This window comes from Variovorax sp. 20P10.2.4 (assembly GCF_058244205.1).
This window is the reverse complement of the sequence record NZ_JBZAYE010000174.1, coordinates 1-12,656: the sequence shown is the minus strand read 5'-3', so window position 1 is coordinate 12,656 and position 12,656 is coordinate 1. Positions and strand designations below refer to the sequence as shown.

11 protein-coding genes are annotated in these 12,656 nt (G+C 69.2%); 3 read left to right on the top strand and 8 right to left on the bottom strand.

Annotated elements, in window-relative coordinates; genetic code table 11:
• Positions 1–154: 154 nt before the first annotated feature.
• From phnX to AC27VN_RS17835, 5 genes are all read right to left on the bottom strand, one after another.
• Positions 155–979, bottom strand: a complete 825-nt coding sequence (phnX, locus tag AC27VN_RS17855; protein WP_490877372.1) for a phosphonoacetaldehyde hydrolase — start codon at positions 977–979, stop codon at positions 155–157.
• Positions 980–1,008: 29 nt separating this feature from the next.
• Complete coding sequence (locus tag AC27VN_RS17850) at positions 1,009–2,142, bottom strand: TIGR03364 family FAD-dependent oxidoreductase (RefSeq protein ID WP_413764424.1); 1,134 nt, start codon at positions 2,140–2,142, stop codon at positions 1,009–1,011.
• Positions 2,139–3,854 (bottom strand): putative 2-aminoethylphosphonate ABC transporter permease subunit, encoded by a 1,716-nt coding sequence (locus tag AC27VN_RS17845; protein WP_490877371.1) that lies wholly within the window; start codon positions 3,852–3,854, stop codon positions 2,139–2,141. Before AC27VN_RS17845 ends, AC27VN_RS17850 begins: the two co-directional genes overlap by 4 nt.
• Positions 3,855–4,153: 299 nt before the next feature.
• Positions 4,154–5,230: an ABC transporter ATP-binding protein gene (locus AC27VN_RS17840; RefSeq protein ID WP_093355393.1), complete on the bottom strand. Its 1,077-nt coding sequence runs from the start codon at positions 5,228–5,230 to the stop codon at positions 4,154–4,156.
• 65 nt (positions 5,231–5,295) lie between these two features.
• Entirely contained in the window at positions 5,296–6,327 is a 1,032-nt protein-coding gene (locus AC27VN_RS17835; protein ID WP_057593792.1) for a putative 2-aminoethylphosphonate ABC transporter substrate-binding protein, read from the bottom strand.
• Between the two features lie 243 nt (positions 6,328–6,570).
• On the opposite strand from AC27VN_RS17835, the gene AC27VN_RS17830 reads away from it, so the two are divergent.
• Positions 6,571–7,137 carry a phosphonate degradation HD-domain oxygenase gene (locus AC27VN_RS17830; RefSeq protein ID WP_490877370.1) on the top strand — a complete coding sequence of 189 codons (567 nt, stop codon included), beginning with the start codon at positions 6,571–6,573 and terminating at the stop codon, positions 7,135–7,137.
• Between the two features lie 118 nt (positions 7,138–7,255).
• The gene (locus AC27VN_RS17825; protein ID WP_490877369.1) at positions 7,256–9,040 is read left to right on the top strand and encodes an ABC transporter ATP-binding protein/permease; all 1,785 of its coding nucleotides are present in this window, start codon (positions 7,256–7,258) and stop codon (positions 9,038–9,040) included.
• On the opposite strand, the gene queC is transcribed toward AC27VN_RS17825, so the two are convergent.
• On the bottom strand, positions 8,998–9,726 hold the full coding sequence (queC, locus tag AC27VN_RS17820) for a 7-cyano-7-deazaguanine synthase QueC (RefSeq protein ID WP_490877368.1): 729 nt from the start codon (positions 9,724–9,726) through the stop codon (positions 8,998–9,000). The two genes, AC27VN_RS17825 and queC, sit on opposite strands and share 43 nt — an antisense overlap.
• A gap of 159 nt (positions 9,727–9,885) precedes the next feature.
• Between queC and AC27VN_RS17815 the strand changes: the two genes are divergently transcribed.
• Positions 9,886–10,296, top strand: a complete 411-nt coding sequence (locus AC27VN_RS17815) for a DUF2177 family protein (protein WP_296780600.1) — start codon at positions 9,886–9,888, stop codon at positions 10,294–10,296.
• A gap of 1 nt (position 10,297) precedes the next feature.
• Here the strand turns inward: AC27VN_RS17815 and AC27VN_RS17810 are convergent, their stop codons facing one another.
• Together AC27VN_RS17810 and AC27VN_RS17805 are read right to left on the bottom strand one after the other, a co-directional pair.
• Entirely contained in the window at positions 10,298–10,783 is a 486-nt protein-coding gene (locus AC27VN_RS17810; RefSeq protein WP_490877367.1) for a cyanophycin metabolism-associated DUF1854 family protein, read from the bottom strand.
• The coding region (locus AC27VN_RS17805) for a cyanophycin metabolism-associated ABC transporter (protein WP_490877366.1) at positions 10,783–12,656 on the bottom strand (1,874 nt) is incomplete at its 5' end. The genes AC27VN_RS17805 and AC27VN_RS17810, both read right to left, overlap by 1 nt.

Genomic DNA, 12,656 nt, shown 5'->3' with positions numbered 1-12,656 from the left:
CGCCCGGCCTGGGCTTGTCGTCGCAGCCGGCGGCCATCAGGCCGAGGCAGCAGCAGAGTGCGAGGAAGAGGTGTCGCATGGCGGGCATGCTAGGCCCGCTCGATGGGCGGTCAAGTCGGACGCGAACCCGATCGCGCCGCCGTGAAAACGGAACTCAGCGCGCGGGCCGCTCGCCGGCCGCGAGGCGGCGCTCGATGTCGTCGAGCACCGGCATGAGCTCGGCCACGCTGTCGATCACGTAGTGCGCGCCGGCCGCCTTCAGCTGCTCGGTGGCCTGCTCGCGGCGTGCCTGCTGCTCATCGGCGCCGAGCGCCTGCCATTCGGCCAGGGTCAGCCCCATCACGTTGCCGCTGACCGCGAGGCCCACAGCCCAGGTGCCGGCGTTCAGGCCTTCCTCGAGGCCCACGCCGGTGTCGTCGACCTTCACCACGGTGTGGGCCGGCCACACGCCGAGGTCGGCGAAGCAGCGGTACATCATCAACGGAGAAGGCCGGCCGGCCGCGAGGTCGCCCGCGCACACCAGGTTGTCGGGCACGTAGCCGCCCCGCGCGGCGATGGCCGTGACCACTTCCATGATCGGGCGGTTGTAGCCGGTGGTCGAGCCGATCTTCAGGCCGCGCGCACGCGCGGCGGCCACCGCATCGAGCGCGCCCGGGATGAAGTCGGCATGGTCGCGCGCGCTCGCGGCATTCATCGGCGTGAACACCTCGTAGAGCCGGTCGACGTCGGCATCATTGAAGGCATGGCCATGCTTCGCTTCCCACTGCGCGGCGATGCGCGGCTGCGAGCCCAGCGCCTTGATGTGGTCCCACTTGGCCATGCCCATCGGGCCGCGCGCCTCGGCGATGGTGATCTCGATGCCGAACTGCTCGAACAGCTTCACGAAGGCGCCCATGGGCGCGCAGGAGCCGAAGTCGAGGATGGTGCCGGCCCAGTCGAAGACGACGGCCTGGAGCCTGGAGGAATGCGTGGCGGACATGAAGAAGGACTCGCGTGAATGAAAAGGGATCACCAGCCGGCGAACACGTCGTGCGCGATGCCGAAGCCGGTGCTGGCGCCGGTGCCGCTGGTGACCAGCACCACGCGGGTCGCGTCGTCGGGCGCGTCGATCACGCAGGGCGTGGTCTTCGAGGAGGGATAGACGCCGTTCCAGCGCTCGACGATCTGCGCGCTCTCGAGGTCGAGCGTGCTGCGCAGGTGGCGCAGGATCAGGCGGTCGACCTCCTCCAGCGCGAAGGGCTCGGGCGCGGCGGCGTAGTGGTGCGAATCGCCGACCACCAGCGAGCCGTCGGCGCTCTGCACCACGATCAGGTGGATGCCGTGCGCGAGCGAAGCCGCCTCTTCCTGCTGCAGGCGCTCGCGCAGCGCGGCGGCCTCGGGCAGCGTGCTGTAACCCTCGTAGCGCACCAGGCTCAGGTCCATCATCACCGCGCCCGGCAGCCGGAAACCGGCCTCGGGCTGCACGCGCAGCATCTGCAGCCGGCACAGCGTGAGGTCGTGGGCCGCGATGCGATCGGCGAACAGGCCGTGCAGTTCGCTGTTGGTGCAGACCACCACGCGCTCGGCATGCAGCTCGCCGCGCGAGGTGCGCACGCGCGGCGTCTGCACCTCGAGCACGGCCTCGCCGAAACGGAAGGTGACGCCGTGCGCGCGCGCCAGCCAGGTGGCGAGCCGGCCGATCGCGGTGCGCGATTCCACGCGCAGCTCGTGCGGGCTGAACAGCACCGAGCGCGCCTCGGCCAGGTGCAGTGCAGGCGCCTTGGCCTGCGCCTCGGCGGCGTCGATCAGTTGGCAGGCCTCGCCCATGGGCGTGCGCATGAAGGCCTCGAGCACCGCATGCGCCTCGGGCCGGTAGGCCGCGAGCCACAGGTGGCGGTGCACGATGTCGATGTCGGCCTGCGGCGCGATCTCCTGCCACACGTCGCGCGAGTGCATGGCGCGGCGCCAGCTGTCGCCCGGCGCCTGGCCGGTCACGGTGATGAAGCCGAAGTTGCGGATCGAGGCGCCGATGCAGGCGGCGTCGCGTTCGACCACGCAGACCCGCAGGCCTCGCCTGGCGGCCGTGTAGGCATGCGCGAGGCCGACGATGCCGGCGCCAACGACGATGACGTCGAAGGAGGAAGAATTGGGAGCGGCGGTCAACGGTGTCTCCAGGCTTGGGTGCGCGCGAGCGCCCAGTGGCCGGCCAGCGCGAACAGGCCGCGGCCGGCGGCGGCCGTGAGCATGATCAGCGAGGCCATGGCCGCGGCGGGCGCCACGTCACCGGCATCGTCCATGTTGAGCACGGCGATGGCGGCCAGCGTGGTCTGCGGCGAATAGAGGAACACGACGGCCGAGACGGTGGTCATCGCATTGACGAAGAAGTAGCCGCCGACGTTGAGCACCGTGGGCAGCGCGACCGGCAGGTGCACGCGCCACAGGGTGCGCCAGAACGGGATGCCCATCGATTCGGAGACCAGCTCGTACTCGCGGTCGAGCTGGCGCAGCGCGGTCAGCGAGGTGAGGTGCGCGACCGAGAAGAAATGCGCCACGGTGCAGACCACGAGGATGGTCATGCTGCCGTAGATGGCGCGCAGCGGGTTCGAGGGCGAGATGAAGAAGAAGATGTAGCCCACGCCGAGCACCAGGCCCGGCACGGCGAGCGGCAGGTTGGCCAGCAGGTTCAGCAGTTCGCGCAGCAGGCCGAAGTGGCGCGGCTTCTCGACCAGGTAGGCCGAGACGAAGGTGAGCAGCGCGCCCGCCACGGCGGCGCAGACCGCGAGCCGCAGCGAGTTGAAGTAGCTGCCCCAGCCGCCGCCGTCCATGTTGCTGAAGTCGTAGTTCTTCAGCGAGGGCGCGAGCTGGTAGGGCCAGTAGGTGGCGAGCGAGGCGAACACGGCCATGCCGATCATCACGAGGATGGCGCAGGCCGTGAGCGCGCAGAACACGAGCAGCGCGCGGTCGCGCGTGCGCACGGGCTCGGGCTGGTAGGGCGTGGCACGCGCCGACAGCGCGGCGGCCTGCTTGCGCCGCACGTGGCGTTCGACCAGGAAGGACAGCACGGCCGGGATCAGCAGCACGAAGCCCACCACCGCGCCCATCTGGAAGTTCTGCTGCCCGACCACCTGCTTGTAGATGTCGGTCGCGAGCACGCCGGTCTGGCCGCCCACCACCTTGGGCACGCCGAAGTCGGTGATCACCAGCACGAACACCACCATCGCGGCCACGATCAGCCCGTAGCGCGTGGACGGCAAGGTGACGGTGCGGAACATGCGCCAGCGCGAAGCACCGAGGGTCTGCGCGGCTTCGTAGAGGCGGCCGTCGGAGGTCGCCATCGCGGTGGTGAGGATCAGCAGCGCATGCGGCAGGGTCCAGAACACCGAGCCCAGCACGATGCCCAGCGGGCCGTAGATGGACGCGCCACCGAGCAGACCCTTGAACAGGCCCTGGTTGCCGAACAGGTAGACCAGGCTGATGGCGGGCAGCAGCGAGGGCGCGAGCAGCGGTATCAGCGCAACGGCGCGCAGCACGCCCTTGGCCGGCATGCACGAGAGCGTGAGGCCATACGCGTAGACGTAGGCGATGGCGGTGCAGATCACGGCGCTGATCGCGGCCAGCCAGAGGCTGTTGAAGGCGGACTGGACCAGGGCGGGGTTGTCGAGGTAGCGCGCGAAGTTGGCGAGGCCTACGAAGCCGCCCTCGCGGTCGAAGAAGCTCTGGCCTACGAGTGCGCCTACGGGCAACGCAACGATCACGAGCAACAGCAGCACGACCAATGCCACGGCAGCGCCCGTGAGCCAGCGCTCGCGGTCGATGGCATTGGCGCGTATCGGCGTGACAGGGATGATGGCGATGGCTTCGGGGGTGCTGCTCATTGTGTGTGTCCGGGGCGCGTGCACAGGACAGCGGGTACTTCCCTCCGCGAATGTCCCCCGCCTTCGGCTCCTCCTTTATTTCGCTGCGGGAAGCACCCACTGCCCTGTGCACGTGGGCGCAGCGGTGGTGCCAGCCGGTTCAACCGACCTGCTCCAGACTCACGTCGACGGGGTACTCCCCGCAGCGAAATCAAGGAGGAGGCCGCAGGCCGGGGGACATTCGCGGAGGGGAGTACCCCGTCGGCGTGAGTCCGCCCCCACCGCTCCATCGTCGAACAAACGACAAAGCGGTTCGTCATTCAGTGCGCCAGCACCGACAGCGCATGCAAAGGCAACTGGATATGCACCATGCTGCTCGGCACCAGCGGCTCGCCGCCATGGCCCTGCGCATCGGCCGGCAGCTCGGCCTCGATCTCGATGCCCAGCGGCTCGCAGGCCAGGCGCGCGGCGGTGCGGTTGCCGAAGAACTCGGTGTCGAGCAGGCGCGCCGCGAAGCTGTTGGCACCGAGCTCGGCACCGAAGCGCTTCACCACCACGTGTTCGGGACGGATGCCCACGGTGGCCTGCGAACCCACGCTGAGGTTGCCGGGAGCGCAGAACAGCTCGGCGTCGCGCACGCGCACCTTGCCGTCGGCCAGCACCGTGGCCGGCAGCATGTTCATGCGACCCACGAAGCCCGCGACGAAACGCGTGCGCGGCTGGCGGTAGAGCTCGTCGGGCGTGCCGGCCTGCTCGATGCGGCCGTCGTGCATCAGCACCACGCGGTCGGCCATCGAGAGTGCCTCTTCCTGGTCGTGCGTGACCATGATGGTGACGATGCCCAGGCGCTTCTGCAGCGCGCGGATCTCGGTGCGCAGGCTGGCGCGCACCTGCGCGTCGAGCGCCGACAGCGGCTCGTCGAGCAGCAGCAGGCGCGGATTGGGCGCGAGCGCGCGGGCCAGCGCCACGCGCTGCTGCTGGCCGCCCGAGAGTTGTACCGGGTACTTGTCGGCATGCGCCGCCAGGCCCACCAGGTCGAGCATCTCGCGCGAACGCTTGGCCATTTCGCGCGCCAGCGCGCCCGTCGGATGCAGGCCGTAGGCGATGTTCTGCGCCGCCGTCAGGTTGGGGAACAGCGCATACGACTGGAACACCACCCCGAAGCCGCGCGCCGCCGGCGGCAGGCCCGCGATGTCCTGGCCGCCGAGCAGAATCTGCCCGTGGTCCGCGCGCTCGATGCCGCAGACGATGCGCAGCAAGGTCGTCTTGCCGCAGCCCGAGGGGCCGAGCAGGCAGACGAACTCGCCCGGTTCGATGTCGAGGTCGATGCCGTCGAGCACGCGCGTCGCGCCGAAGGACTTGCCGATGCCGCGGAGGGAAAGAAAGCTCGTCGTCATGCGCGGCTGCCTGCTGGAAGAGAAGAAGAAAAAAGGAAAGAGGAATGCGAAGAGCCGTCAGCCCCTCACATCGGCTTCTTCTCGGACTTCGATTCGTAGCGCTTGGACCACTCGGCCAGGATGCGGTCGCGGTTCGCGGCGGCCCAGGTGAAGTCGTTCTTGGCCAGCAGCTTCTCCACGTCGCCCGGCACGAACTCCAGCTTTTCCTGGATGCCCGGCAGCGCCAGCACCGCGAAGTTCTTCGCGTAGAGCTCGTTGGCCTGCTTCGTCACGGCCCAGTCGGCCAGTGCCTTGGCGGCTTCCTGCTTCTTGCTGGTCTTGATGATGCCGGTGGCTTCCATGTCCCAGCCCAGGCCTTCCTTGGGCAGCACGATGTCGATCGGCGCGCCGTCGCGCTTGGTCTTGTTGGCGCGGTATTCGAAGGACATGCCGAGCGCGAACTCGCCGGCGCCGGCCTGGCGGCAGGGCTTGCTGCCCGACTGGCTGTAGATGCCGATGTTCTGGTGCAGCGCGTCCATGTACTTCCAGGCCTTGTCCTCGCCCATCATCTGGATCCAGCCCGACACCATCAGGTAGCCGGTGCCCGAGGCGGCCGGGTTCGGCATCGTGATCTGGCCCTTGTAGACCGGGTTCGTCAGGTCGGCCCAACTCGTGGGCTTGGGCAGGTTCTTCTTAGTTGCTTCGGCGGTGTTGAAGCAGATGGCCGAGGACCACACGTCCATGCCCACCCACTTGGGCGGGTTGGCCGGGTCGCGCATGGTGGGCTTCACCGCGTCGAGGCCCTTGGGCGCATAGGGCTGCAGCATGCCTTCCTTGTCGAGCAGCATCAGCGAGGTGGCGGCCAGGCCCCACACCACGTCGGCCTGCGGGTTGGCCTTCTCGGCCAGCAGCTTGGCGGTGACGATGCCGGTGGAGTCGCGCACGAACTTCAGCTCGATGGTCGGGTTCTCCTTCTCGAACGCAGCCTTGTAGGCCTGCACCTGGTCGGCCTCGAGCGCGGTATAGACCAGCAGCTCGGTGCGGCCCTGGGCGGTGGCGGCGAAGGCCAGCGAAAGCAGGGCGGGCACGGCGGCCCAGCGAAGACAACGACGCAGCATGGTGAGATCCCTCGGGAAAGAATTGGAGCGAAAAACGGGAGAAAAACGAAAACGCAACACGGTGGCGCAGGCCTGCCGTGGACGCGGCGATGCTGGCAGCGGCGTGTGACAGGGATTTGTCAAATGCATGCGTTGGGGCATGCCAAAACCCTTCCCGCGACCGGGCTCGCACGGGCGGTCACGGCCTTGTCATCGAGATCCGCGAACTTCGGTGTGCTGTCGCCCGCGCTTCGTTTCAGAACAATGACACTCGACCTCGCCGAGATCGCCCGCCTTTTTGCCGAACGCGGCGGCGTCGCCTATGCGGGCGAGCCGGTGTCGCAGGCCGAGCACGCGCTGCAATGCGCCTGGCTGGCCGAACAGGCCGGGGCCGGCGATGCGCTGGTCACGGCCGCGCTGCTGCACGACCTGGGCCACATGCTGATCACCGAGCACCAGACGCTCGAGCGCTCGCCGACCGAGCTCGGCATCGACGACCGCCACCAGTACATCGCGCTGCCGCTGCTGCGCGGCGCCTTCGGCCTCGAGGTGCGCGAACCGATCCGGCTGCACGTGGATGCCAAGCGCTACCTCTGCGCGACCCGGCCCGACTACTTCGCGCGGCTCTCGCCCGATTCGGTGCGCAGCCTGCAACTGCAGGGCGGGCCGATGAACGACGCGGCCGCGCGGCGCTTCGCAGACCATCCGTGGTCGAGTGATGCGATCCGGCTGCGGCTGTGGGACGAGGAGGCGAAGGTCGAGGGCCTGAAGACGCCGCCGCTGGCCCACTTCCTGGCGACCGCGGCGCGCGTGATGCTGGACACCTACTGAGGGCGGCGCAGGCCGGTCGCATGCCGTGCCGGCATGTTTCAGCCCGGTTTAAGAAACATTTGTCTACTATGGCCTCCTCACGATGACCGGCGCGCCTGCGCCAGCGAGGAAAGCCAGCATGTCCCCCACCGTCAACGAACGCGCCCAGACCTTCCTGCAGGTGCTGCGCCGCGTCTTCAAGCTCGCGGCGCCCTACTTCCGGTCCGACGAGAAATGGAAGGCGCGGCTCATGTTCGCGACCATCGTCGCGCTCAACCTGGGCTACGTGTACGTGGCGGTGCTCGGCAACCAGTGGTATGGGCGCTTCTACGATGCGCTGCAGAACAAGGACGCGGCGAGCTTCTGGCGCGAGGTCGGCGTGTTCGGCTGGATCGCCTTCTTCAACATCGCGGTGCAGGTGCTCAAGTTCTACGTGACGCAGCTGCTGCAACTGCGCTGGCGCACCTGGATGACGCGCGAGTACATGTCGCGCTGGATGGCCGACCGAACCTTCTACCACCTCGAGCTGGCGCGCTACGCCGGCAAGGAAGGCCAGGCGCCCGACAACCCCGACCAGCGGATCCAGGAGGACGTGCAGATGTTCACCAGCGCCACCATGTCGCTGTCGATGGGCCTGCTGAACGCGGTCGTCACGCTGATGAGCTTCATCGGCCTGCTCTGGGGCCTGTCGGGCAACTTCTCGTTCACCTTCAGCGGCACCACCTACCAGGTGGTGGGCGCGATGGTCTGGATCGCGCTCGCCTACTCCATCGTGGGCACCGCGATCACCCACTTCATCGGCCGCCCGCTGATCGGGATCAACTTCCGCCAGCAGCGCTACGAGGCCGACTTCCGGCACCACCTGATGCGCGTGCGCGAATACAGCGAAGCGGTGGCGCTGGACCACGGCGAGAAGGTCGAGCGCGCCCAGCTCGACACGCGCTTCGGCAACGTGCTGCGCAACTACCTGCTGCTGATCAAGCAGCAGAAGAACCTCGTCACCTTCACCTCCTTCTTCGGCCAGGCGGCCGTGATCTTCCCGTTCCTGGTCGCGGGGCAGCAGTACTTCGGCGGCGCCTTCCAGCTCGGCCACCTGATGCAGATCGGCTCGGCCTTCGGCAAGGTGCAGGAGTCGCTGAGCTGGTTCGTCGACAACTACGACAGCCTGGCCGTCTGGCGCGCCACCGCGGACCGCCTCTCGAGCTTCGACGAGGGCATGACCGCGCACGCCGCGCGCCCCGAAACGCTGGAGCGCGCGCCGGCCGCGGCGCTGAGCACGCAGGACCTGTCGGTCGCGCTGCCCAACGGCACGCCGCTGCTCAGCGGCGCCGCCCTGTCGGTGCAGCCTGGCGACAGCGTGCTGGTGCAAGGCCCCTCGGGCAGCGGCAAGTCGACGCTGTTCCGCGCCTTCGCGGGCATCTGGCCGTTCTCGAAGGGCCGGCTCGAGGTGCCCGAGGACGTGGCCTTCATGCCCCAGCGTCCCTACGTGCCCGACGGCAAGCTGCGCGATGCCCTGACCTATCCCAACCCGTCGACGGATTTCAGCGACGACCAGTTGCGCCAGGCCCTGGCCGATGCGCTGCTGCCCGACCTCGTGGCACGCCTCGACGACAGCGACGCCTGGGGCCAGAAGCTCTCGGGCGGCGAGCAGCAGCGGCTCGCGATCGCGCGCGTGCTGCTCAAGAAGCCGCGCTGGATCTTCGCCGACGAGATCAGCAGCGCGCTCGACGCGCCGGCCGAGCGCACGCTCTACCAGCGGCTGGCCGGGATGGTGCGCGAGAAAGGCGGCGCGATGGTCTCGATCGCGCACCGCGCCGCGGTCGGCGAGTTCCACACCCAGCGCTGGACGCTGGTGCCCGAGGCCGAGGGCGCGCACGCGCGCTACCGCGTGGAGGTGGTGCCGGGTTCGGCCGGCTCGGCATAGCGCGCCCAGCCCCGGGCGCGCAGCTCGCAGGCCGGGCACTCGCCGCATCCGTACCCCCAGGCCTGCCGGTGCGTGCGGTCGCCCAGGTAGCAGGTGTGGGTCTCCTCCACGATCAGGTCCACCAGCGGCTGGCCGCCGAGGCGGTGCGCGAGCTGCCAGGTCTCGGCCTTGTCGATCCACATCAGCGGCGTATCGATCACCAGCCGGCGCTCCAGCCCCAGCGACAGCGCGAGCTGCATCGCCTTCATGGTGTCGTCGCGGCAGTCAGGGTAGCCCGAGAAGTCGGTCTCGCAGACGCCGGTGACGATCACCTGCAGCCCGCGCCGGTAGGCCAGCGCGCCGGCCAGCGTGAGGAACAGCAGGTTGCGTCCCGGCACGAAGGTGTTGGGCAGGCCGTCGGCCTGCATCTCGAACGCGACCTCCTCGGTCAGCGAGGAGCCGCCGAGCTGGGCCAGGGCCGCCAGCGTGAGCACATGGTCCTGGCCCAGGCGCGGCGCCCAGTCGGGAAAGCGCTCGCGCAGTGAGGCGAGGATGCCGGCGCGCACGTCGAGCTCGACGCGGTGGCGCTGGCCGTAGTCGAAGCCCAGGGTCTCGACGCGCTGGTACTTCGAGAGAGCGTCGGCCAGGCAGGTGGTGGAGTCCTGCCCGCCGGAGAACAGGACGAGGGCGGTGGTGTGCAGGGGCATGATTTGCTCGAAGAATGGATGGCAAGGCGCATCGGTGCGCGGGAACGACGGAGCTGTAGTCCGAACGCGCGATTTTCGCAGCCTGCGCCGCCGGCGCTACCCGCGGCCCCCGGGCCTCGCTACGATGGCCGCGACACCCCACCCACCCGCACCGCCGCCATGACCACCAAACACCTCGCCGCCTGGGCTGCCACCTTCCTGGTGATGGCACTGATCGATTCGCTCTGGCTCGGCGTGATCGCCAAGAACCTCTACCAGCAGGGGCTGGGCCACCTGATGGCCTCCGAGCCGAAGCTGGGCTTCGCGGCGCTGTTCTACCTGCTGTACCCGGTGGGCCTGGTGTTCTTCGCGGTGCTGCCCGGCGCCGAGGCCGCGAGCCTCGCGCGCACCGCGCTGCTGGGCGCCCTGCTCGGCCTGTTCGCCTACGCCACCTACGACCTCACCAACCTCTCGATCATGAAGGGCTGGCCGCTGGGCCTGTCGCTGCTCGACATGGCCTGGGGCACCTTCGCGAGCGGCGTGGCGGCGACGGCGGGCGGGGCGGCGCTGCGCTGGATGGGCTCTCGCTGACCTAGAGAAAGCGCTCGAGCAACTTGCGCGACGCGCGGTCGAGCGCCTTCAGGTCGGCGATGCGGAACTGCACCCCGTGCGCGCTCGCGATCAGCAGCGCGCCGTGCTCGAGCCGGCGGATGTCCTCTTCGGCCTTGAGCACGAAGCGGGTGTCGCCGCGGTCGGTGCTCACGGTCCAGGTGCTGGGCACGCCGAAGCTCGACACGGCGTGCAGCTTGAGCAACGTGGGCGCGAAGTCGCGCACCGCGAGTTCTTCCTCGAGCAGCGCGCGCGCCGCGGCCGGCAGCTGATCGACGCGGTCGATCCAGACCAGCTCGCGGCCCTCGCCGCCGACCAGCGAGATGCCCTCGCCCGGCGCGCTGAGCGGGAAGGCCCGCACCGGCGCGACGCCCACGTGCCGCTGGCCCTGGGCATCGGTCAGCACCAGCCGGCCGAAGGCATCGCGCTCGAGCCCGAAGCCGGGCGGAGTGATCGTCGTCGTTTCCATCATGCGTCTCCCGCCGGATGCGCCGCATGGCTCACCGGGATGCCCTGCGCGCCCACGCGCTCGTTGGCCGCGCCTTCGCTCGCGTCGTCGTCGCCCTGGCGCAGCTGCGCCTGGTAGAGGCGCCAGTAGGCGCCCTGCTTGGCCATGAGTGCGTCGTGCGGACCGACCTCGACGATCTCGCCGCGGTCCATCACCACCAGGCGGTCGGCCTTGCGCAGGGTCGAGAGCCGGTGCGCGATCGCGATCGTGGTGCGGCCCTGCACGAGGTTGTCGAGCGCCTTCTGGATCTCTTTCTCGGTCTCGGTGTCGACCGCCGAGGTGGCCTCGTCGAGGATCAGGATGCGCGGGTCGATCAGCAGCGCGCGCGCGATGCTGATGCGCTGGCGCTCGCCGCCCGACAGGCCCTGGCCGCGCTCGCCCACCAGCGAGTCGTAGCCGTGCGGCAGGCGCAGGATGAAGTCGTGCGCATGGGCGGCGCGGGCCGCGGCCACGATCTCCTCGCGCGTGGCGTCGGGCTTGCCGTAGGCGATGTTCTGCGCGATGGTGCCGAAGAACAGGAAGGGCTCCTGCAGCACCAGCCCGACGTGGCGCCGGTAGTCGGCCACGGCGAAGCGGCGGATGTCGGTGCCGTCGACCTCGATCGCGCCCTCGGTGGCGTCGTAGAAGCGGCAGATCAGGTTGACCAGCGTGCTCTTGCCCGAGCCGCTGTGGCCCACCAGGCCGATCATCTCGCCGGGCTCGATGCGCAGGTCGAGGTCGTGGATGACGGCGCGCGAGCCGTAGCGGAAGCCCAGCCCGCGCATCGCGATCGCGCCCTGCACCCGCTCCACCTTCACCGGGTTCGCGGGTTCGGGCACGTTGCTCACGTGGTCGAGGATGTCGAAGATGCGCTTGGCGCCGGCCGCGGCCTTCTGCGTCACCGAGACGATGCGGCTCATCGAGTCCATGCGCGTGTAGAAACGGCCGATGTAGGCGATGAAGGCGGTCAGCACGCCCACCGTGATGCTGCCGCGCGCCACCTGCCAGATGCCGAAGCCCCAGACCACCAGCAGGCCGATCTCGGTCAGCAGCGACACCGTGGGCGTGAACACCGACCAGGTGCGGTTGAGCTTGTCGTTGACCTGCAGGTTGTAGGCATTGGCGGCGCGGAAGCGCTCGGCCTCGCGGCGCTCCTGCGCGAAGGCCTTGACCACGCGGATGCCGGGGATGGTGTCGGCCAGCACGTTGGTGACCTCGGACCAGACGCGGTCGATCTTCTCGAAGCCGGTGCGCAGCCGGTCGCGCACCACGTGGATCATCCAGGCGATGAAGGGCAGCGGCACCAGCGTGACCACGGCCAGCAGCGGATTGATCGAGATCAGGATCGCCGCCGTCATGACGATCATCAGCACGTCGTTGGCGAAATCGAGCGCGTGCAACGAGAGGAAAACGTTGATGCGGTCGGTTTCGGAGCCGATGCGCGCCATCAGGTCGCCGGTGCGCTTGCCGCCGAAGTAGTCGAGCGGCAGGGTCAACAGGTGCTCGTAGGTGGTGGTGCGCAGGTCGGCGCCGATGCGCTCGGACACCAGCGCCAGCAGGTAGGTGCGCGCCCAGCCCAGGCCCCAGCCGACCAGCGCCGCGCCGAGCAGGCCGCTCAGGTAGAGGCCCACGCGCATCGGATCGATCTTCTGCCCGTTCTGGAACGGGATCAGGATGTCGTCCATCAGCGGGATCGTGAGGTACGGCGGCACCAGGGTGGCGGCCGTGGACAGCACGGTGAGGAAGAAGCCGGCGATCAGCTGCTTGCGATAGGGCCGGGCGAAGCGGCCCAGCCGCAGCAGCACCCAGGTCGAGGGCGGGGTCTGGAGCTCGGTGTCGACCTCGTCGGCTTCGG